The organism is Bradyrhizobium sp. MI1.4, assembly GCF_055811315.1.
Genome location: NZ_JBVVPP010000006.1, coordinates 62903 through 84558, shown reverse-complemented (window position 1 = coordinate 84558; position 21656 = coordinate 62903). Strand labels below are relative to the sequence as shown.

The window sequence follows — 21656 nt, the reverse complement described above, 5'->3', positions numbered from 1 at the left end:
AGCTCCGGCCTCTTGCTTTAATCCAGGAGCTTCTCGGCCGATTTTGCCACGAGCTGCGATCGCTTGCGCGGGCCGCGCTCGACGAACAGCAGGCTCTGGCCGAAGATGAAGCAGTAGAACAGGAAGGCCTGCGCTTCGGCTGCATCGGTATCGAGGCCGGTCGCGCGATAGAGTTCGGCGACGTGCTTCAGCCGCGCGGCGTCCACGTTCGCCACCGCTGCCGCGGCGCCCTCGTCCGAGCGAGCCCATTGCCGGATCGCAAGCTCGATTGCCATCCCGTCCGGATTGAGCCGCTCCGAATAGAGCTGGATCACCGCCCGCAGCCGTTCACGGGGCTCTTGGCCATCGAGACTCGTTTGCTGCGCGATCGCCGTTGAGCGCCCCTCGCGCCAGCGTTCCAGCATGGCACCGAGCAGTGCGGCACGGTCGGCGAAGCGGCGGTAGAAGCCGCCCTTGGTGACGCCCAGATTCTTGGCGAGCACCTCGACCCGAACCCCCTCGACTCCCGATCGGGCGAGCTCGGTGAGCCCTGCCTCGACCCAGACATCGCCTTTGCCGTCACTCATGCAGGCAGCCTCGCCGATTCTTGATACGGTGCCGTATTGCTAACGCGGGAGGAGGTTGATACGCTACCGTATCGACAATCAAAGGCAGAAAAGGCCAGGGAGAATTGCGATGGAGCAGGAGGCGACCTATCGCGGCACGGTCTATCCATGGCAGTGCGATCACGTCGGCCATATGAACATCATGTGGTATGTCGGCAAATTCGACGAGGCCAACTGGAATCTGTTCGCCCGCCTCGGGCTGACGCCGAGCTATCTGCGCGGCTCCGGCCGCGGCATGGCCGCCGTGCAGCAGAACATCACCTATAAGCGCGAGCTGCGCGCCGGCGACATCGTCGAGATCCGCAGCCATCTGCTTGAGATCCGCGACAAATCGATCCGCTTCCGGCACGACATGACCAATGCCGAGACCGGCGAGATCGCCGCGTTCTGCGAGATCACGGGCGTGCACATGGACCGGAGCCAGCGCAAATCGGTGCCGTTCACGGATGCCATCCGCGAGGTGGCCTTGAGGCACCTCGCCGAGAAGGCGGAGGCCTGAGCCATGGCTGCATATGAGCCGAAGAACCCGGGCTATCGCGCGGCTGCCATCGCCATGTTCGACGGCCAGCCGGCGATGCACACGCTCGGTATCGTGATCGTCCGCCTTGCGCCGGGCGAGGCTGAATTAGCCATGCTGCATTCGCCGGCCCTCACACAGCAGAACGGCTTTGTCCACGCCGGCATCATTACCGCAGGCCTCGACAATGCCTGTGGTGTCGCCGCCTTCACCCTGATGCCGCGCGAGGCCGATATCCTCACCGTCGAGTTCAAGACTACGCTGCTCGCGCCGGCACGGGGCGAGCGTTTCGTCTTCAAGGCAGAGGTGGTCAAGCCCGGCCGCACGCTGACCTTTTGCGAGGCCAGGGCGTTTGCCGAGCACGAGGGCAAGGTCACGTTGATCGCCACGATGACCGGCACGCTGATGGCAATGCTGCCCCGCGTTGCCGCTTCCCAAGCGCCGGCCCCGATACCGGCATAGCGTGGCGATGACATCGGCGCCGCGACACTCTATATGACCTGTAACAATTCCCAGTCTCGGACCGTATCCACGGAAATGGGACCGAAATGGAACGAGATATGGCTGGATTCAGGAATAAGAGCCTTGTGCCGACGCGGCGCGCGGCGCTGACGCTGATTGGAGCGGGCGCCCTTGTCGCCGGTGGGATCACCGCGGCGCGGGCGGCAACCGACGAAGACGAGGTGCTGACCGAAGCCAAGGTGCTGCGCGATCCCGACGTTCCCGTGGCCGGCAATCCCGACGGGAATATCAGCATCATCGAATGGTCCGACTATAACTGCCCCTATTGCCGCAAGCTCGAGCCCGAGTTGCGTCAGGTCATCCAGGACGACGGCAAGGTCCGGCTGGTGATGAAGGACTGGCCGATTCTCGGTCCGGTTTCGGTCACGGCGGCGCGGACCGCGCTGGCGGCGAAATTCCAGGACAGGTACCACCAGGCCCATGACGCCATGATGGGCGTCAGCTCGCGCCTGACGGAGCCGCGCATCAACGAACTGCTCGCGGCGGCCGGCGTCGACATGGATCGGTTGAAGCGCGATCTCGCCGATCACGCCAAGGACATCGACGCGGTGCTCAAGCGCAACAACGAGCAGGCCGAAGCCTTCGGTTTCCGCGGCACGCCGTCCTTCATCGTCGGCAAATACCGCGTGCCCGGCGTGCTCAGCATGAACGAGTTCGAGCAGGTCATCGCCGACGCCCGCAAGGCCAAGATGAACTGAGCCGAGCGATATTCACCGCGCAATACGAAGGCGCCGCCGCGGACCCGCGACGGCGCCTCATTCACGATACCACGTCGTTACTTGGAGGAGATGCGGACCCAGTCCTTGTGCGCGCGATCGCGCAGCGCGTCCCAATCGGCTTTGGCGACATCCCAGTTTACGATGGTGCGATTGGTCGTCGCGACCTCGCCATGAGCAACCGACGACGTCTGCATGGAGTCATAGACATACACGCCGCAGCCGAGCAGCAGCGCGCCCAAAACCATTCCAAGAAACATCCGCATGGCGAAACCTCCGATGACGGGCGATAACGTCGGCCCGGATCGATTGTTCCGCGGCAGTAGGGCGCAGGTAAGGAGAGGTTGTTCATTCTCCATTCAGCCACTGCACCAGCTCCGCGTTGATCTCGCGAGGATAGGTGTGGCTGAGGTCGTCGATCTCGCGATAGGTGACGTCGGCGCCGGCGGCGGCGAGGGCCGCCTGCGTCTGCCGCGCGGTCTGCACCGGAAACATCCAGTCGAGCTTGCCGTGCGCGATGAAGATCGGCAGGCGCTGCAGACGCGCAGCGTCAGCCATTTCGACCATCAGCGGATGGAAGGTCGCCGACACCGGCGCGAGATGCGTGAAGGGCGAGGCGCCGTCGAGGCCGGTGACGTAGCAGAAGGTGCCGCCGTCGCTCATGCCGGTGAGCAGCATGCGCGAGGCGTCGATGGTCCAGCGGCTGCGCACGGTTTCGAGAATGCGCATGAGGTTGGGCGTGTCGGAATCGTCACCCATCAGCGTCCAGGTTGGGCCGGTCGCGGTCGGCGCCACCAGGATCGCACCAAGACTGCGGGCATCGCGCAGCCAGCTCCACAGGAAACCGCGGCCGTTGCCGCTGCCGCCGTGCAATGCCATCACCAGCGGCATGGCGCGATCGGGCGTATAATATTCGGGCACGTAGACCGAAAAGCCACCGCGGCTGCCGGGCTCGTTGTGATCGTGGATGATGCCGGTGTGCGCGTCCGCGCCGGCTTCGAGCCGCGACAACAGGTCGGCATTCTCGCGATTCGCGGCGTTGAGGAAGAAACTGCTGACCGGCGGAAACCGCACGGCCAGCGGATAGAGTGCCTCCTGCGCGCGCGGCACATGACGTAGTGCGCGGAAGACCGCGACGAGGTCGCCATTGCCACGTTCGACCTCGCGCAGGCCGGCAAAGGCGGCGAGCGTCTCGTCGCAGGCACGATCGAGCCGCTCGCGCAGTCCGGTGAACTCCTCCGGCCATTCTCGGATTGCCGCGCGCGCCGTTTGCAACGCCTCGTCGGGAGCGCCAATCGCATTCATCACGGAGCCGAAGGCCGGCGGGTGCAGGTTGCGCTGAAAAAAGGCGAGCGCCTCCAGCGCATTGAGCAGCGGCGGCAGCACGGCCACGATATCGTCAACGACGGCCTCGCTCATCGTCGCTTCCTTGCGTCAGTTCTGATCGTCAGTGCAGCTTCGGCGCCTTCAAGAGCTTGTAGCGATCGGTCGAGGTCACCGTGACGTCGAAGGTGACGCCTTCATGATGTACCGTCAGCGGCACGTCGACGCCGGCAGCGCCGAGGCCCCACAGCTTCTTGTAGAAGCCGGTTTGGCTCGTGACCTTCTCGCCGTCGACCGCGAGGATGACGTCGCCGGTCTTGAGCTCGGCACGGGCGGCGGGACCATTGGCGGAGATCCCGATCACAACCACGCGGTTGTCGATCTCGGTCGAAAACAGTCCGAGCCACGGCCGTGCCGGCTTGTTGACGCGGCCGAATTTGCGCAGATCGTCCAGGATCGGTTTCAACAGGTCGATCGGCACGATCATGTTGACGTGCTCGGCCTTGGCCTCGCGCTCGCGTTCGAGCTGCAGTGAGCCGATGCCGATCAGCTCGCCGCGCTCGTTGAGGAGCGCCGTGCCGCCCCAATTCGGGTGCGCGGGATGGGTGAAGATGGCCTCGTCCAGCAGATATTCCCAGTAGCCGGCGAATTCCTGCTTGGCCACGATCTGGCTCGCGACCGAACGCGTGCGTCCGCCGGCGCCGCCGACCACGACGCGGTCGCCGAGCCGGGTCTCGGCCGAGATCCCGAGCGGCAAGGGGGCGACATCGAGCTGGCCGAGCGCCTGCACCAGGCCAAAGCCGGTGACGGCATCGAAGCCGAGCACATGTCCTTCCACCACGCGCCCGTCTCCGACATGCAGCCACACGGACTCTGCTTCGGTGATGAGGTAGCCGATGGTGAGTACCAGCCCGTCGTCGATCACGACGCCGTTGCCGGCGCGTTCGGTCCCCAGTGTCTCGGCGCTGAAGGCGTCCGGCGGGATGATGGCATGCAGGCCGACGACGGAGGCGAGCGCGCGGTCGAGATCGAAACCGTAATCGCTCGCACGCGGCTGATTGGCCGGTGGCACTCTCCATTCGGTCAGGGCGGGCATGGAGTTCTCCTGGCTGAGAGCATCGCTCCGCCGATTAGCGGAACGACGCGCGAAGCACGGATAATTTAGGCCGGAGGAGGCCGTCTTGAAAGCCTCGTTCCCCAACTATTCCCGAGGCACCGGATGAAATCTTTGAAAGGCGCGGGAAGGCTTGATGCACGGTCGGTCGAGCGGGCCTCCGGCATTGGCCGCATGGCTGCTGTCCGGCGAGGTGCTAGGCGCGGTACAATGAAGCTGCTAACCATTGCCGCTTCGTTTGACCGAGGGATCACGGGGCCGAAGCATGGACAACCGCAGCGACATCTGGCGTGGCATCGACACGATCAAGGCACGTTTCATCGACCTCAGCGACAAGGTCTGGGGCATGCCCGAAGTCTGCTACACCGAGGCGCGATCCGCCGCCGAGCATCTCGCCGAGTTGCGTCATCAGGGTTTCCGCATCACCGAGCAGGTCGCGGGCATTCCGACCGCGGTGATGGGCGAATGGGGCGAGGGCGGACCGGTCATTGCCTTCATGGGGGAATATGACGCGCTCCCGGGCCTGAGCCAGGAGGCCGGCGTCGCGGAGCATCGTCCGGTCGAGACTGGCGGCCACGGCCATGGCTGCGGTCACAATCTGCTGGGTTCCGCAGCTCTCCTCGCCGCGACGGCGGTGAAGGACTGGCTTGCCGAGAACAAGGTGCCGGGCCGCGTGCGCTATTACGGCTGCCCCGCGGAGGAGGGCGGCGCGGCAAAAGCCTTCATGGTGCGCTCCGGTGCATTCGAAGACGCCGACATCGCCATCACCTGGCATCCGCACAGCTTCTGGGAAGTCGCGGTGACGCCGTCACTCGCCAACACCCGCGCCGATTTCATCTTCACCGGCCGTACCTCGCATGCGGCGGCCTCGCCGCATCTCGGCCGCTCCGCGCTCGACGCCGTGGAGCTGATGAATGTCGGCGTGAACTATATGCGCGAGCACATGCCGAGCGACGCGCGCGTGCACTACGCGCTGCTCGACACCGGCGGCATCGCCCCGAACGTGGTGCAGGCGCATGCGCGCGTGCGCTATTCGATCCGCGCCCGTGATCTGCCCGGCATGAACGAGCTGGTCGGACGCGTGAGCAAGATCGCGGACGGCGCGGCGCTGATGACCGAGACCAAGGTCGAGATGAAGATCATCTCCGCGGTCTCCAACATCCTGCCGAACACGCCGCTGGAGCAGGCGCTGCATCGGGTCATGGAAGAGCTCGGACCGCCGCATTTCGACGACGTAGACAAGGGCTTTGCCACGGAGATCCGCGCAACGCTGAGCGACAAGGACATCGAGTCGGTCTATTACGCGATCGGCATGGAGCCGACCGACCGGCCGCTGGCTGACTTCCTGGTGCCACTGGATGCCAAGCGCAATCCGCTGGTCGGCTCGACCGACGTCGGCGACGTGAGCTGGGTGGTGCCGACCGTGCAGGTCCACGCACCCACGGTTGCAATCGGTACGCCCTTCCACACCTGGCAGGTGGTCGCGCAGGGCAAGAGCGCGCATGCGCACAAGGCCATGGTGCAGGCCGCCAAGGCGATGGCCGGCATCGGTATCAAGGCGCTGACGGACCCGGAGCTGATCAAGGCTGCCAAGGCTGACCTCCAGAAGCGGACAGCCAAGACGCCTTACGTCTGTCCGCTGCCAGACCACGTCGCGCCGCCGCTCGACATGTCCGTGGCGTAGAATTTCGCCTCGATACTTCGTCTGATGCGGCGATCAAATTTTCTGCAGTGCAGCGCGGAATTCAGCGTGTTTTGATGCTGGATTGCCGATCGGATGGGCTGCGGAATATGGTTTTGCCCAACAGACAGTCAGAAGACCGTTTGCATACACACGGTCGCAGTTGACGCGCACCCCATTCGGTGTGCCATCTACCGCCAGCCAAGCCCGGTGGTCGCCTCGCGCGACCGCCTGCATCCATACGGGAACCAGACGGGGACAACCATGCTGGATAAACAACTGCGTTCGATGATCGGTGACGTGAAGGACGGGCGGATGGATCGCCGCGGCTTCATTCAGCGTCTTGCCGCCGTGGGTCTCACCGCGCCTTTGGCCAACCAGATTCTCGCCCTTGGCGGCGTCGCCATGGCCGAGGGCGCCTCGACCTACAAGCCGACCAAGCGCGGCGGCGGTGGCGCGCTCAAGCTGCTGTGGTGGCAGGGGCCGACCCTGCTCAATCCGCATTTCGCCACCGGCACCAAGGACCAGGACGGCGCGCGTCTGTTCTACGAGCCGCTCGCCTGTTGGGATCCCGACGGCAACATGAAGCTGGTCCTGGCCGCCGAAATTCCCTCGATCCAGAACGGTGGCCTCGCCGCCGACGGCAAGTCGGTGACCTGGAAACTCAAGCCCGGCGTCAAATGGCATGACGGCACGCCGTTCACGGCCGACGACGTCGTCTTCAACTGGGAATATGCCAAGGATCCGGCGACCTCCGCACTGACCATCGCGACGCTCCGCGACATCACCGTCGAGAAGGTGGACGACCTCACGGTCCGCATCCTGTTCAACAAGCCGACGCCGTTCTGGGCCGACGCTTTTGTCGGGGCTCCCAATACCATCATCCCGAAACATCTGTTCAAGGACTATATGGGGTCCAAGTCGCGGGAGGCGCCGACCAACCTCTCGCCGGTCGGTACCGGCCCCTACAAGTTCGTCGAGTTCAAGCCGGGCGATCTTGTCCGCGGCGTGATCAATCCCGATTATCACATGGCCAACCGCCCCTATTTCGATTCGATCGAGATGAAGGGCGGCGGCGACGCCGTCTCTGCCGCGCGCGCGGTGATCCAGACTGGCGAATATGATTTCGGCTGGAACATTCAGGTCGAGGACGACGTGCTGCTGCGCCTGGAGAAGGGCGGCAAGGGAAAAACCGTCTACGCCGTCGGCGGCGACACCGAATTCATCGCGCTGAACTTCACCGATCCCAACACCGAGGTCGATGGCGAACGCTCCTCGATAAAGACCAAGCACCCGCTGTTTTCTGATCCAGCGGTGCGCAAGGCGCTCTCGCTGCTGATCGATCGCGAATCGGTCAAGAAGGCCATCTACGGCCGCGCCGGCCGCACCACCGCCAACTTCCTCAACGGGCCCGAAAAATTCGTGTCCAAGAACACCTCGTGGGAGTTCAGCGTCGAGAAGGCCTCGAAGATCCTCGACGACGCCGGCTGGAAGCCGGGCGCCGACGGCATCCGCGAGAAGGACGGCAAGAAGCTGAAGCTCCTCTACCAGACCGCGATCAACGGGCCGCGCCAGAAGACGCAGGCCATCGTCAAGCAGGCCTGCCAGAAGGCGGGTATCGACGTCGAACTGAAATCGGTCGTCGCCTCCGTGTTCTTCTCCTCCGACGTCGGCAATCCCGACACCTATTCCAAGTTCTACGCCGACATGGAGATGTTCCAGATCCCGCTGAGCCAGCCCGATCCGTCGCAGCACATGCGTCGTTACCTTTCGAACCTCGTCGCCACCAAGGAGAACAAGTGGCAGGGCACCAACTTCCCGCGCTGGGTCAACAAGGAGTACGACGCGACCATCCTGGCCGCCGACGGCGAAATGGATCCGGTCAAGCGCGCGGCGCTCTACATCAAGGCCAATGATCTCATGTACCAGGACATCGTTTTCATCCCGGTGCAGCACCGTCTGAAGGTCGAGGCGGCCGCCAACAATCTGCGCCCGGTCGTTTCCGGCTGGGCCAACGAGACCGACAATTTGTTCGACTGGTACCGCGAAGAATGATCACGCACGCCTAGAGCGGTCCTTCTTCATGAGCCAGTATGTCCTGCGTCGCCTCCTGATCGCGATTCCGAGCCTGCTCGGAATTTCGCTCGTGCTGTTCGTCGTGCTCGCACTCGCCCCGGGCGATCCCTTCTCCGAGCTAGCGACCAATCCGAACGTGCCGCCCGAAGTCGCTCTCGCGCTTCGGGCGAAGTTCGGCCTCGACGATCCGATCTACCTTCGTTACCTGCACTGGCTCAACGCCATGCTGCACGGCGACTGGGGTTTCTCCTTCGTCAGCCGAATGAACGTGGACACGCTCATTCTCCAGCGACTGCCAACGACGCTGTACGTGATCGGCTCGGCGCAGATCCTTGCGCTCCTGATCGCGATCCCGGTCGGGGTCTACGCCGCGACGAAACCTTATTCGCTGTTCGACCAGGTCGCCAACACGCTCGCCTTTGTCGGCTTCTCGCTGCCGACCTTCTTCACCGGCATCCTGTTCATCCTGATCTTCTCGGTCACGCTGGACTGGCTGCCTTTCGTCTACACGACCGACATCAAGGGCACGGGGATTCACTGGGTGCTGGAGATGATCCGTCAGGCGATCATGCCGGTGGCGGTGCTCGGCCTGTTCCAGGCTGCGTCGATGACGCGTTTCGTGCGCTCGGCGATGCTCGACGTGATCCGGCTCGACTACGTCACCACCGCGCGCGCCAAGGGCATCGGCCAGAGGCGGGTGATCATCAAGCATGTGATGCGCAACGCGATGATCCCGGTCGTCACGTTGATTGCGTTGCAAATCCCGGCGGTGTTCGGCGGCGCCATCGTCACCGAGCAGATCTTCCGCATCCCCGGCATCGGCTCGCTGCTGATCTCCTCCATCCTTTCCAACGACACGCCGGTGGTGATGGCCGTCACCTTCGTCTTTGCGTGCCTGGTCGTGCTGTTCAATCTCATCGCGGACGTTCTTTATGGCTGGCTTGACCCTCGCATCTCCCTCCGCTGAGCGGCGCGTCTACTCGCCCTGGCGCGAGACGTGGCGGCGCTATAGCCGCCACAAGCTTGCCGTGGTCAGCGCGTTCCTGCTCCTCGTTCTGATCCTGGCGGTGGTGGTCGGCCCCTTTATCTGGCGGGTCAAGATCGACGACATCGACATCGTGGCGGGCATGCAGGGGCCGTCGCTGGCCCATCCCTTTGGCACCGACGATCTCGGGCAGGATATCCTCGCCCGCATGATCTATGGCGGGCGCATCTCGCTCGCGGTCGGTCTCGCCGCGATGCTGGTCTCGGTCTTTGTCGGTGTGCTGATCGGCGCGCTCGCCGGCATGTCGCGCGGCGCGCTCGGCCATGGGCTGATGTGGCTCACCGATCTCTTTTTGTCGCTGCCGCAATTGCCCCTGCTGCTGCTGCTGATCTATCTCTTCCGCGACGGGCTGAAGGCAGCGTTCGGCCCCGAGGGCGGCATTTTCATCCTGATCGTGCTCGTGATCGGTGGCTTGCGCTGGATGCCGGTCGCCCGCCTCGTTCGCGCCCAGTTCCTGTCGATCCGCGAGAAGGAATTCGTCGAAGCCGCGCGCGCTCTCGGAGCCAGCCCGGTACGGCAGGTGGTGCGCCATATCCTGCCCAATGCGCTCGGTCCGGTGATCATCGCCGGCACCATCGACGTGGCCGCAGCCATCATCGCGGAATCGACGCTGTCCTTCCTCGGCCTCGGCTTCCCGCCGGATACGCCGACCTGGGGCCGGCTGCTTTATGACGCGAAAGACTTTCTCGACATCGGCCCGCACTGGGCGCTGTTCCCGGGCGGCGCGATCTTCATCGCAGTGGTCGCCATCAACTTCATCGGCGACGGCCTGCGTGACGCGCTCGATGCGCGGCGGGTGATCTGATGGCGCCGCTGCTCGAGATCAAGGGACTGAAAACCCACTTCTCCACCGACGACGGCATCCTCCAGGCGGTCGACGGTGTCGACATCTCCATCAACCGCGGCGAGACGCTCTGCGTCGTCGGCGAATCCGGTTGCGGCAAGACCGTCACCGCGATGTCGATCCTGAAGCTGATCGCGATGCCGCCGGGCCGCATCGCGGCAGGCGAGATCATCTTCGAGGGCCGCGATCTCGTGCCGCTGACGAGCAGTCAGCTCGACGAGATCCGCGCCAAGGAGATCGGCTTCATCTTCCAGGAGCCGATGACCTCGCTCAATCCGGTGCTGACCATCGGCGAGCAGATCGCCGAAAGCCTGCGCCGCCATGAGAATGTCACCAGGAAACAGGCGCTCGATCGCACCATCGAGATGCTCAAGCTGGTGCAGATTCCCAACGCCGAAGGCCGCGTGCACAACTATCCGCATCAGTTCTCCGGCGGCATGCGCCAGCGTGTGATGATCGCGATGGCTCTCGCCTGCAAGCCGAAACTGATCATCGCCGACGAGCCCACCACGGCCCTCGACGTCACTATTCAGGCGCAGATCCTCGACCTGCTCCAGGACATGAAGGAACGCTTCGGCATGGCGGTGATGCTGATCACCCATGCCATGGGCGTCGTCGCCGAGACCGCGCAACGCGTCGTCGTGATGTATGCCGGCAAGGTGGTGGAGGAGGCGCCCGTCGACGACCTCTTTGGCAATCCCGGCCATCCCTATACCCAGGGACTGATCCGCTCGATCCCGCGCATCGATCTCGCCAGCGAGCACAAGGTGCGGCTGGAGGCGATCGGCGGCTCGGTGCCGATCCTGATCAATCCGCCGGTCGGCTGCCGCTTCGCCCCGCGCTGCCGCCACGCCATGAGCGTCTGCACCGAGAGGGAGCCGCTGCTGCGCGAGATCGCGCCCGGCCACCGTATGGCCTGTCATCTGGGAGATACGCAGTTGGGAGGCGCAGCATGACCGAGCCCCTGCTCCGCGTCAGCGGCCTGAAGAAATATTTTCCCGTGCATGGCGGCCTGTTGTCGCGCCAGGTCGGCAGCGTTTATGCCGTCGATGGGGTCTCGTTCTCGGTCAACCGCGGCGAGACGCTCGGCCTCGTCGGCGAATCCGGCTGCGGAAAGTCGACGACGGGACGCTGCGTGCTGCGCCTGATCGAACCGACCGACGGCGAGGTCGTGTTCGACGGTCAGGATGTCCGCCAGCTCGGCGGCAACGATTTGCGCGCGATGCGGCGGAACATGCAGCTTGTGTTCCAGGACCCGTTCGCCTCCCTCAATCCGCGCATGACGGTCGGCGCCATCCTCGGCGAAGCCCTCGTCATCCATAAGCTCGGCTCATCCGCCAAGGAGCGTGAGGATCGCGTCGCGAGCCTGCTGGTGAAGGTCGGGCTCAAGGCCGAGCACATGCGCCGCTATCCGCATGAATTCTCCGGCGGTCAGCGCCAGCGCATCGTGATCGCGCGTGCGCTCGCGGTCGAGCCGAAACTGATCGTCTGCGACGAACCGGTGTCTGCGCTCGACGTCTCGATCCAGGCGCAGGTCATCAACTTGCTGGAAGATCTCCAGGCGGAGCTGAACCTCACCTATCTCTTCGTTGCGCACGATTTGTCGGTGGTCGAGCACATCTCCGACCGAGTCGCGGTGATGTATCTTGGCCGTATCGTCGAGCTCGCCAAGGCCAGCGACCTCTACCGCAATCCGCAGCATCCCTACACGAGGGCGCTGTTATCGGCGGTGCCGGTGCCCGATCCCAAGCTCAAGCGCGAGCGTATCCGCCTCAAGGGCGACGTTCCGAGCCCGATGAAGCCGCCGTCGGGCTGCCACTTCCACACCCGCTGTCCTATCGCCCAGCCGCGTTGCGCGGAAAGCGCACCGGAGCTGAAGGAGGGAGCAGGCGGGCACTTTGTGGCGTGCCATCTCGCCTGACGCCGGGAAAAGCGGATCGCGCATTCATGCGTGAAGCAGGCCGTGCTCCGACAGGGCCCGCCTGAAAGCCTCAACCGAGGTGTGGTGATGCGCGAACAGGCCCGCCTCTCGCGCACCGGCGACATTGGCCATGAGATCGTCGACGAACAGGACGTTCTCCGGTTTGACGTCGAGCTCCGACAGACAGAGGCGGAAGCAGCGCGGGTCCGGCTTCGCCGTCTTGAACCGGGCCGAGGCGTAGATTCGCGAGCCGAACAGCGGTGGCAATTCCGGCAGCAGCGCTGCGATATGGTCGGCGACCAGCGTCGTGTTGTTGGTCAGGACGGCAATGTCGACGGTTTGACGCAAGCTGCCGACAATCTCCAGCATGGCACGATCGGCCTGCATTGAACGGCGTCGCGCCTCGATCCACTCGTGCAGTGACAGCGGATAGCCGATGCGGTCGCCGAAACCCCGCAAATAGTCCGCGGCATCGAGTGTGCCGGAATCGCCGAGCAGCTCGAAGCCGCTGTCCCAGATCGCCTTGTGGACGGATTCGCTCGTGGTCCCCGCAACCTTCGCCAGCCATGCGACACGCTTTGCCCTGTCGTAGTCGCAGAGGACATTGTCCATGTCGAAGAGGACGAGTTTGATTTGACCGGTCACCGCAGCACTCTCGGATTGGCCGAACATCCGGCCGTGATCCAAGCCATACCGCGCTGGAGCGCAGGCAACAAATCGGGCCAACGGTCGATCCGTCACGCGCTCCTGGCGGGCCAGGGAACGACCTGTCCCGACATCACCAGCCGGTCACGGCCGTTGTCCTTGGCGGCGTAGAGCGCGCGGTCGGCGGCGCCGACCAGCGTGCTGCAGTCCGCCGTGGTTTGGGACGGCAGACTCGTCGCGCCGCCAACGCTTGCGGTCACCAGGCGCGAGGGGGGACTTTGCGCATGCGGCATGGCGAGATCGTGCAGAGCCTTGCGAATCCCTTCGCCGACCTCGGCGCAGCCCTCGGGACCGGTGTTCGGCAACAGCACGGCGAATTCTTCGCCACCGTAGCGCGCCGCGACGTCGGCCTGGCGCTTGGTGTGGGTTGATAGGATCCGGCCCAGCGCGCGCAGGCATCCGTCGCCCGCCAGATGCCCGTATTGGTCGTTGAACTTCTTGAAATGATCGACATCGATCAGCAGGAGCGAGAGCTGCGTGCCATCGCGCCGGGCCCGGGCCCATTCCTCGGCGAGGCGCTCGTCGAACGCGCGCCGGTTGACGAGTCCGGTGAGGCCGTCGGTCGTTGCAAGCGAGGCGAGCTTGTCCTGAAGATCCTTCTGCTCGGTGATGTCGCGCACCACCGCGACGACGCCGTCGATCTCACCGCTGTCCGACGCCAGGGTCACGTGCAACGCCGCCTCCGCCCAAATCTCGCCCTTGTCGCGATGACGGTGGCGATAGACGAACCGCGTCTCCTCGGCCTCGCCATTCTTAAGCGCGGCGATAGCCTGCTCGACCCGCTCCATGTCGTCGGCGTGAATGCCGGCCAGGGCCGAGGTGGATAGCAGCTCGTCGGAGGACCAGCCCGTGATGCGTACGCACGAGGGGGAAACGTAGAGCAGCCGGTTGTCCAGCCCGATCCGGGTCACCATGTCGCTGGATTGCTCGGCCAACAGGCGGAAGTTTGCTTCGTTGACGACGAGGGCCTGGGCCGTGCGCTGCCGCTGTACGAGCTGACGGACCAGGTAGAAGCCGATCACCGCGATCAGCAGCACGAGGCCGAGGACGAAGGTGGTGCGCGCAGCCGCGGCTTGCCGCCACGGCGCCAGCACGTCGTCCCGCGACTTGCTCGCCAGCACCATTAGGGGATAGCGGCTGCTGCGTTGGTAATAGCTCAGCCGCTGGACGCCATCGAGCGGCGACTTGAAATAGTAGACTGCTGCGGCGGGGCGACTTTCCCATCCCTTGAACAAGGGCGCATTGGACAGGTCGCGTCCGACAAAGCCGCCACTGTCGTCGCGGCTGCGCGCCAGCATGATGCCGCTATCGTTGAGCAGCGATGCCGAGCCGTTCGTACCGATGTCGAACCGCTCGTAGAACTTGACGAAATAGCCGACGTCGATCGTGAGCAGGGCAACGCCGGCGAAGCCGCCGTCGGCATCGTTGATCCGGCGGGACGCGGTGACGACCCATTGGCCCCCGGCTCGACTCTTCACGGGCGGTCCGATCAGCGTGCCCATCTCCGGCGAGTCCCGATGACGCTGGAAATATTCGCGGTCGCTGTTGTTGAGCTTGGAGAAGTCGAGCCGCTCGGTCGTGGCAAGCCACTGCCCGCTCGCGTCATAAACGAAGATGCCGCGGATCCGGTCCGATGATTTTCGTGTCGGCAGATAGGCCTGAAGCTTGGTGATCGTGTCCGGACCCGTCCCGTCGATTTCGAGCCGGTGGACCAGGCCTACGAGGATTGTATCAACGAGTTCGAAGGTGTCGTCCGCGTGCTGGATCAGCGAATGCGCCAGATTGGCGACGTCGATCTCGGCGTTCTTGAGATCGGCATTGCGGGTTTCCCATTCACGCCAGGCGCTCAAGCCGAGGATGGCGAAGCAGGTCAGGATGACGAAACCCGCTGCCCAGAGCGGAAGGCGCGTCTTTCCGAGTTCGCGGCCCGTGGTCATCAGGCTTGCTCCATTTCGGCGCAAACCTCTCACTTTGGCCTTAACGGGCTGTTGCAACTTCCGTGCGGATTGTGCGCTTCCGGTCGGAACAATCCTCGACAATTGACGGGCTATCGTCGAGCTAACCAGGCTGACCCCGCGCGCCGGGCCTTTCTGCCTCACTCATCCAGCGTGAAGCCGACCCGCAGCGTCACCTGGTAGTGGCGCACGGCACCGTTCTCGATATGGCCGCGCGTTTGCACCACCTCGAACCATTTCATCTCGCGAACGGTCTTTGCGGCCCGGCTGACCGCGTTCTTGATCGCATCCTCGATCGACGTCTCGGACGATCCGACCAGTTCCAGGATCTTGTAGACGTGATCCGTCTCGCTTGTGGCCATGACTATTCTCCCCTCGTGCTGTGGCGGGACCGGATATGTCTGTCGCGGACAACTGGCGCCCGCGCGACATCCGGCCTCGACTCTGAACGGATGCCGGCGCCCCGAGTTCCGTCCCGGCAGGAGCCTGCCGCTCGCCTTCCGAGCGCTGCCTAGGCGTCCCAATTTTTCTAAGTGCACGAAAATCTGGATCGCGTGTGCAAGCGGCGCTCCTGAATTGGCGCGCGGTCGCCGGCCCGCTCTTGCCGGTTCCGATATGAGTAAGCTAACCTCGGCCTTTCCTCTGGCGTCTTCGAAGTGCGGTGATGATCGAGCGTTGGACGAGGGGCGCTCTGGCTGCGATCGGTCTCTGCGTTGTGCCCGCGCCAGCCATCGCGCAGGACGATCTCGACGGTGCCCCGATGAGCATGTCGCTGCAGGTCACGACCGATCCCTCCACCATCGAGTGCCGTCGGCTGGAGAAGGTCAATCCGGCCTCGCTGGTCTTCTTGCCGCTACGCCGGACCTTCAACGAGGATTTTGACGAGCATCCGCTGGCAAACGGACGCTGGGTGCCGCATTACGCCGGCGGCGCGGCCTGGCCGGAGGCGCGTTACTGGGGCGGCGACGGCTCCGACTTCAAGCGCAAGACCAGCGCCAATGGCGAGCAACAGATCTATGTCGATCCGCGGTATGCGGGGCGCAACGCGGCGCCGCTCGGGCTCGATCCGTTCAATGTCAAGGACGGCGTGCTGTCGATCGTCGCCAGCCGTACCCCGCCGGGGTTGAAGCCGGTGCTGTTCGACAACGAGTACATCTCCGGGATACTGACGACCCAGGGCACGTTCGCGCAGAAGCACGGCTATTTCGAGATCCGCGCCAAGGTGCCGGTCGGGCACGCAGTGTGGCCGGCGTTCTGGATGCTGGCGGATGACGGTGGCTGGCCGCCGGAGGTCGACGTGCTGGAAGGCCGCGGCGAAAAGCCGGGCGATCTCGTGATGACGACGCATTGGCGGATTCCCTCGACCCAGAAGATTCAGTCCTGCGGCTTCGACTTCGCGGTCGGCGACGCGTCGAGCGCATTCCACACTTACGGTGTGCTGTGGGAGGAGGATCGCCTGGTCTATTTCATCGACCGCAGACCGGTGTCCGACATCAAGGTGCCGATCGGTTTCGACGATCCCATGTACATGATCGTCAATCTCGCGATCGGATCCAAATTCTTTCTCGGCGTCGGTCCGGTCGACGCGGAGTCGCCGCCTACCGTCGCATTCGAGATCGACCGGATTTCCGTCTATCAGATCGATCTGGAGCAGGCGCGCAGATAGAAGCTCGCTGATCTCTCCCGGCGTTGGGCGGCGCGAGTCAACGATGGATTGCCGAGGGCCTGCACGCCGACGTTACGGATCCAGCTCCGTATCCCAGTAGAGATAATCCAGCCAACTGTCGTGCAGATAGTTCGGCGGGAACAGGCGGCCGTTACGGTGGAGCTGGTGCACGGTCGGCGCGAAGGCGTGCTGGCGTGGAAACATCTTGGCCTGCACCGGCGTCAGATTGCCCTTGCGCAAATTGCAGGGCGAGCACGCCGCGACCACGTTCTCCCAGGTGGTCTGGCCGCCTTTGCTGCGCGGGATGATGTGGTCGAAGGTGAGGTCTTCGGGCGAGCCGCAATATTGGCAGGCGAAACGATCGCGCAGGAAGACGTTAAATCGGGTGAAGGCAGGGTGGGTGGTCGGCTTGACGAAGGATTTGAGCGAGACGACGCTCGGCAGCTGCATTTGCAGCGTGGGGCTATGGACCGCCTGATCGTAATGCGCGACGATGTTGACGCGGTCGAGGAATACCGCCTTGATCGCGTCCTGCCACGACCACAAAGACAGTGGGTAGTAACTCAGCGGCCGGAAGTCCGCATTCAGCACCAACACCGGCCAATGGCCTTGCGAGACATGTGCGTTCAAGTAACGCTCCTGGCCTCCAATGTACGCTGCGAAGCAGCACGTAACTGACATACTACATGCAGCGTGACGGGATTGTGAAGCCCGTTGAGCGACTTATTCCGGCACAAGCAATGCGGCCGGGGGGTGGCAAAGCGCGCAAAACGCTGTGATTTCCAAGTCCGAGGCCGTTGAGGCAGCGTCATCCTGACAGCGCGACGTGGATGTGCCGAGGCAGCTACTCCCGCACGCGCTCCAGCTTCTGCAAACATCGCGTCGCGCGCACCACGGCCGGCATCTCCTCGTCCGGAAAGCTGGTCTTCCAATCGGTGACGCCGACCTCGCCGACATAGATGTCGCCCCTGGAATCCAGTGCGATGCCGTGCGGCGCCAGGAACTTGCCGCTCGCAACGCCCGGGCCTTCCTCGCCACCGAGCCGCGCGATGCGGTTGCCCTTGGCGTCCACGATCGAGAGCCGCGGGCCGAGATTGGGCACCTTGCGGTTGACGGCCAGGCCAGGGCCGAGTTCCCCGATGACGAAGGTCGGGCTCTTAGCCCCACCGCAACAGCATAGCGCACAAGGGCGGTGCAGATTGTTCCACTGCGTCTCGTACTTGCCGTTGCCGTCGAACACCTGCACGCGGTGGTTCTCGCGGTCGGCGACATAGACAAAGCCGTCGGCGTCGGTGGCGATGTTGTGCACGATGTTGAACTGGCCGGGATCGGTGCCGGGTTCGCCCCAGCTTGTCATCAGCTTGCCGCCGGGCGTGAATTTGTGCACGCGCGCATTGCCATAGCCGTCGGAGACGTAGATTTCACCCTTCGGCGACAGCGCGGTGTGGGTGCAGCGGTGGAAGGGATCGCCGCTCATGAACGGCGACGGTTTCTCGGGGATGCCGATCGTCAGCAGCACCTTGCCGTCGGTGGTGCACTTGCGCACGGTGTGGTCGCCGTCATCGGTGCAATAGAGATTGTCGTCGGCATCGATGTGCAGGCCGTGGGCGCGCGAGAACAGGCCTTCGCCCCAACTTCGCAAGAAATTGCCCTCGCGGTCCAGCACGACCATCGGATGGGCCCCGCGGTTGAAGACGTAGACGCGGTCCTTGCTGTCGACCGCGACCGAGGCGACGTCGGTGAGCTGCCATCCGTCCGGCAGCTTTGCGAAGTTTTCAACGACGCGGTAGCGGTGCTCGCCGGTGCCGAGAATGGCTGGCATGAATTCTCCTCTTGTTCGTTATCGTGGTGCGACACTGCTTCTACGGTGTTGTTCAAGCGGTGCTCGCCGCTGCCGCTCCAGTCTGCCCCAAAATCCCTTCCTCGATCGCCTTGATCTGCAGCGCCAGATATTTCGAGTTGATCCGGCATTGCGCGAGGCTGCCGGCGATGAACCAGAGGCCGGGCTGCCTGGTGCGCGTATACATGTTACGCAGCTCGAGGCCGTCGCCAAAGCCCCAGATCGGGCCGACCCGGTCGGCGACGGCGTCGCCGAACAGTTTCTGCACCAGATATTCCTGTGTCTTGTAACCGGTCGAGAGCACGATCAGGTCGGCCGAAAGGGTTGTGCCGTCCTTCATGCGAACGCCCTCGGTGACGAAGCTCTCGATGTCGGAAAACTGCCTGAGCTTGATCGCGCCCTCGATGACGAGGTTGGAGCAGCCGACATTGAAATAATAGCCGCCGCCACGGGTGAGATATTTGAACTGCCAGCCGGTGCCGGCCTCGCCGAAATCGAGCTTGAAGCCGACGCGCCGCAACCCGTCGAGCAGTTCCTTGTCGAGCTCCTTCGACTGCTCCGTCAGCATCACATGGGTCTTTTTCGCGAGCGGTGTCGGCATCGAGGTCGCGATCAGATCGTTGTCCTCGAGCGTGCCCTCATTGTAGGTCGCATAAGCGAGTTGGGCCGACGGCTCGATATTGGTGACGAGCGTAGGTGAACGCTGCACCAGCGTCACTTCGGCACCACTGGAGTGAAGATCCTGCGCGATGTCGTGGCCGCTATTGCCGGTGCCGATGACGATGGCGCGTTTGCCTGTCCAGGTCTCGCCGTCCTCGTAGCGGCTCGAATGCAGCAGCGTGCCCTTGAAGTTATCCAGGGTCGGAATGACAGGCACATTGGCGATGCCGCTGACGCCGGTTGCCATCACCACATGGCGCGGGTGCATGATACGCTCACTGCCGTCGGTGTGCCGCAGTGTGACGGTCCAGTGGTCTTTCGCATCGTCGTAGGCGCCGCCCTCGAATTCGGTGCCGGTCCAGAAGTTCAGCTCCATCGCCTCGACGTAAGCTTCGAACCAGTTGGCGAGCTTGTCCTTGGGGATATAGGTCGGCCAGCTCGGCGGAAACGGCATGTAGGGCAAATGATTGACCTGCACCTGGTTATGCAGGGTCAGCGCGTGGTAGCGCTTGCGCCAATTGTCCCCGATCCGCGCCTCGCGATCGACGATCAGGGTGTCGATGTTCAACTGTTTCAGCCGCGCCGCGATCGCGAGCCCGGCCTGGCCGCCGCCGACCACCAGCACGGCGGGATCGCGATCGGCGTAGTCGCGCGAGCCGTTGCGCAAGTCCAGCCAGTTCGGTCCACGGAAGTCGCGCGAATAGGCCTGGCCGCGCGGCCGCGAGGTGCCGAGCTGCTCCTCGAAGCCCTTGAGCTCGTCGAGCGCGGTGAGGAGCGTCCACGCTTTCAGGCGGTCGCCGTCGGTGGCGTCGGGCACAAGCCTGACGGTGCCGCTGCCGCGCCCCAGTGCGGTTTCGAAATTGAAGATCACCTCGATAGTGTTGGTCCCGGCACGCGTCACCCAGCGCGGTGGCGCTCGGTTCGGCGCAATCTTGAAGCTGCCCGGCGCAGCCTTTGCCGCGAGCGTTGTCAGCTCCCGCTTGATCGAGTCGCCGCCGCCGATCGTTTGCAGGTTCCAGCTTAGTGCCAGCACATCGCGCCAATAGCTGTCGGCGAGGAAAAGACGATCCAGCGCAGCGCTATCGGCTGCGCCCAGCGTTAGCTCGACCTCATCGAGCCAGGCTTGCGCGGATGCGACAATGTCCTTGGTCCTGTCCAGTATGCGCGACCTCGTGCCGTCTCCGCGGCGTTTCCTCTACGGTCGAAAGCTATACTGTTTCGCAGACGGCCAATAGCCGATTACCCGAGCAGTGAGAACATGTGGCCCTGCTTCAGCGGAATGCGCTCGTTGAGAGAGACCTGCGGCACCCTCGTGGTGTTCGAGGAGGGGCACGCGAAAGAGGCTCCACCTTGGTGGAGCCTCCCTCGCGCTCTTGGGATTCACAGCCGCTGGCGTGGCGGCGAGCGGAACATCCCTACCTCACCCGCGTGCCGGCGCCGTACAGCTCACGCTCACGGCCGACATCGTCGGGTGACAACGGCGGGCTTGCGGCATCGAAGCCGTTCCAGCCGGATTTTTGCCAGGCGGCGCTCCGTTCCTGCAGGTTCACGGCCTTCTCGTGCAGAAGGGCATCGAGACGTGTGCTGTCCTGGTCGGGTACCCGCGCCGATACCAGCGTTCCGCCGCGACGGACGCCCTCCGCGTAGCGCGACGCATCATCCTTGGAGACGCCGGCTTCGGTCAGCGCGCCAACGATGCCGCCCGTCGCCGCGCCGGCCGCGGCACCAACTGCGGTCGAAGCCAGCCATCCGGCGGCAACCACCGGTCCGAGTCCCGGAATGGCCAGCAGGCCGAGTCCGGCAAGCAGGCCGGCCGCGCTTCCGAGGCCTGCGCCGATGCCGGCACCCGTGCCGGCACCTTCGGCGCGATCGTCGACGCCGTCGCGATCACGGTCAACCTTGCCGGTGGAGGAGCCGTACCAGTTATCGGAATTGTTCGCGACGATGCTGATGTCGGAGTGCGGCACGCCCGCGGCCTCCAGACGCCTGACCGCACGTTCCGCATCCGAATAGGTGTCATAGAGTCGAGAAATAGTGGTCGTCATGTTTCATCCTCCTTACTTGGCGGGGTTCACGTTGCCCTGGAAATCGACGCTCACGTCCGCCTTGGTCCCGGCCTTGTCGGCCTTGCCGCGCCAGACGCCGTTGTCGTCCTTTTGCAGTCCGGAAACATTGGAATAACCCGCGCCCTCGATCTTCGACTTCGCCTGGCCCTCGGTGAAGCTGTTGCGGCCCGCGACCGGTGCGTTGGAGTTGTTGTGATCAGAGCTGTTGACGGCGTTGTTGCCCGGCCCGCTCTGCGCAGGCTGTGACTGTGCACTGACAGGCGCTGATCCGAGCAGCAGCAGAGCTGCGGCGAGCATGGTGAGACGAGACATTTTTTATTCTCCGGCTGTTGATTGTGCCGGTCGACAACAGGCGAGATTCGAATTGGTTGCTCTTCCATTTGCGACGGAAGCGCGCGTC

22 protein-coding genes are annotated in these 21656 nt (G+C 64.1%); 10 read left to right on the top strand and 12 right to left on the bottom strand.

Going from position 1 to position 21656, the window contains the following annotated elements:
- Positions 1–17: 17 nt before the first annotated feature.
- The gene (locus AC0L23_RS09135; RefSeq protein WP_085361100.1) at positions 18–566 is read right to left on the bottom strand and encodes a TetR/AcrR family transcriptional regulator; all 549 of its coding nucleotides are present in this window, start codon (positions 564–566) and stop codon (positions 18–20) included.
- A gap of 109 nt (positions 567–675) precedes the next feature.
- On the opposite strand from AC0L23_RS09135, the gene AC0L23_RS09130 reads away from it, so the two are divergent.
- The 3 genes from AC0L23_RS09130 (at position 676) to AC0L23_RS09120 (ending at position 2342) form a co-directional block, all read left to right on the top strand.
- Entirely contained in the window at positions 676–1104 is a 429-nt protein-coding gene (locus AC0L23_RS09130; RefSeq protein WP_018453213.1) for an acyl-CoA thioesterase, read from the top strand.
- 3 nt (positions 1105–1107) lie between these two features.
- Positions 1108–1584 (top strand): PaaI family thioesterase, encoded by a 477-nt coding sequence (locus AC0L23_RS09125; protein ID WP_085361099.1) that lies wholly within the window; start codon positions 1108–1110, stop codon positions 1582–1584.
- Between the two features lie 98 nt (positions 1585–1682).
- Positions 1683–2342: a DsbA family protein gene (locus AC0L23_RS09120; protein ID WP_085385482.1), complete on the top strand. Its 660-nt coding sequence runs from the start codon at positions 1683–1685 to the stop codon at positions 2340–2342.
- 77 nt (positions 2343–2419) lie between these two features.
- Here the strand turns inward: AC0L23_RS09120 and AC0L23_RS09115 are convergent, their stop codons facing one another.
- From AC0L23_RS09115 to AC0L23_RS09105, 3 genes are all read right to left on the bottom strand, one after another.
- Positions 2420–2626, bottom strand: coding sequence for a hypothetical protein (locus AC0L23_RS09115; RefSeq protein ID WP_085361097.1), 207 nt, complete (start codon positions 2624–2626; stop codon positions 2420–2422).
- 82 nt (positions 2627–2708) lie between these two features.
- Positions 2709–3779, bottom strand: coding sequence for an alpha/beta hydrolase (locus tag AC0L23_RS09110; RefSeq protein ID WP_085361096.1), 1071 nt, complete (start codon positions 3777–3779; stop codon positions 2709–2711).
- A gap of 28 nt (positions 3780–3807) precedes the next feature.
- Complete coding sequence (locus AC0L23_RS09105) at positions 3808–4779, bottom strand: S1C family serine protease (RefSeq protein WP_018453218.1); 972 nt, start codon at positions 4777–4779, stop codon at positions 3808–3810.
- A 283-nt stretch (positions 4780–5062) separates the two neighbouring features.
- On the opposite strand from AC0L23_RS09105, the gene AC0L23_RS09100 reads away from it, so the two are divergent.
- The 6 genes from AC0L23_RS09100 (at position 5063) to AC0L23_RS09075 (ending at position 12364) form a co-directional block, all read left to right on the top strand.
- Entirely contained in the window at positions 5063–6481 is a 1419-nt protein-coding gene (locus AC0L23_RS09100) for a M20 family metallopeptidase (protein WP_085361094.1), read from the top strand.
- Between the two features lie 261 nt (positions 6482–6742).
- Positions 6743–8533 carry a peptide ABC transporter substrate-binding protein gene (locus AC0L23_RS09095; RefSeq protein WP_085350827.1) on the top strand — a complete coding sequence of 597 codons (1791 nt, stop codon included), beginning with the start codon at positions 6743–6745 and terminating at the stop codon, positions 8531–8533.
- 28 nt (positions 8534–8561) lie between these two features.
- Positions 8562–9521, top strand: a complete 960-nt coding sequence (locus AC0L23_RS09090; RefSeq protein ID WP_007597394.1) for an ABC transporter permease — start codon at positions 8562–8564, stop codon at positions 9519–9521.
- Positions 9487–10404, top strand: a complete 918-nt coding sequence (locus tag AC0L23_RS09085) for an ABC transporter permease (RefSeq protein WP_007597392.1) — start codon at positions 9487–9489, stop codon at positions 10402–10404. The genes AC0L23_RS09090 and AC0L23_RS09085 overlap by 35 nt, the downstream gene beginning before the upstream one ends.
- Positions 10404–11399, top strand: a complete 996-nt coding sequence (locus AC0L23_RS09080) for an ABC transporter ATP-binding protein (RefSeq protein WP_085350758.1) — start codon at positions 10404–10406, stop codon at positions 11397–11399. Before AC0L23_RS09085 ends, AC0L23_RS09080 begins: the two co-directional genes overlap by 1 nt.
- Positions 11396–12364, top strand: a complete 969-nt coding sequence (locus tag AC0L23_RS09075; RefSeq protein ID WP_007597389.1) for an ABC transporter ATP-binding protein — start codon at positions 11396–11398, stop codon at positions 12362–12364. Before AC0L23_RS09080 ends, AC0L23_RS09075 begins: the two co-directional genes overlap by 4 nt.
- A 24-nt stretch (positions 12365–12388) precedes the next feature.
- Here the strand turns inward: AC0L23_RS09075 and AC0L23_RS09070 are convergent, their stop codons facing one another.
- From AC0L23_RS09070 to AC0L23_RS09060, 3 genes are all read right to left on the bottom strand, one after another.
- On the bottom strand, positions 12389–13036 hold the full coding sequence (locus tag AC0L23_RS09070) for an HAD family hydrolase (RefSeq protein ID WP_085361092.1): 648 nt from the start codon (positions 13034–13036) through the stop codon (positions 12389–12391).
- A 65-nt stretch (positions 13037–13101) separates the two neighbouring features.
- A complete protein-coding gene (locus AC0L23_RS09065) occupies positions 13102–15006 on the bottom strand; it encodes a sensor domain-containing diguanylate cyclase (protein ID WP_085361091.1) in 1905 nt (634 codons plus the stop codon).
- Between the two features lie 158 nt (positions 15007–15164).
- Positions 15165–15386: a dodecin gene (locus tag AC0L23_RS09060; RefSeq protein WP_018453224.1), complete on the bottom strand. Its 222-nt coding sequence runs from the start codon at positions 15384–15386 to the stop codon at positions 15165–15167.
- Between the two features lie 302 nt (positions 15387–15688).
- Between AC0L23_RS09060 and AC0L23_RS09055 the strand changes: the two genes are divergently transcribed.
- Complete coding sequence (locus tag AC0L23_RS09055; protein ID WP_473356817.1) at positions 15689–16690, top strand: glycoside hydrolase family 16 protein; 1002 nt, start codon at positions 15689–15691, stop codon at positions 16688–16690.
- 72 nt (positions 16691–16762) lie between these two features.
- Here AC0L23_RS09055 and AC0L23_RS09050 read toward each other — a convergent pair whose 3' ends face one another.
- From AC0L23_RS09050 to AC0L23_RS09030, 5 genes are all read right to left on the bottom strand, one after another.
- Positions 16763–17320: an HNH endonuclease gene (locus AC0L23_RS09050; protein WP_007597381.1), complete on the bottom strand. Its 558-nt coding sequence runs from the start codon at positions 17318–17320 to the stop codon at positions 16763–16765.
- Between the two features lie 214 nt (positions 17321–17534).
- A complete protein-coding gene (locus tag AC0L23_RS09045; protein ID WP_018453226.1) occupies positions 17535–18512 on the bottom strand; it encodes a peptidyl-alpha-hydroxyglycine alpha-amidating lyase family protein in 978 nt (325 codons plus the stop codon).
- Between the two features lie 52 nt (positions 18513–18564).
- The gene (locus tag AC0L23_RS09040; protein WP_085385480.1) at positions 18565–20352 is read right to left on the bottom strand and encodes a flavin-containing monooxygenase; all 1788 of its coding nucleotides are present in this window, start codon (positions 20350–20352) and stop codon (positions 18565–18567) included.
- A gap of 253 nt (positions 20353–20605) precedes the next feature.
- Positions 20606–21235: a general stress protein gene (locus tag AC0L23_RS09035; protein WP_018453227.1), complete on the bottom strand. Its 630-nt coding sequence runs from the start codon at positions 21233–21235 to the stop codon at positions 20606–20608.
- 12 nt (positions 21236–21247) lie between these two features.
- The gene (locus AC0L23_RS09030) at positions 21248–21568 is read right to left on the bottom strand and encodes a hypothetical protein (protein ID WP_026232489.1); all 321 of its coding nucleotides are present in this window, start codon (positions 21566–21568) and stop codon (positions 21248–21250) included.
- Positions 21569–21656 lie beyond the last annotated feature (88 nt).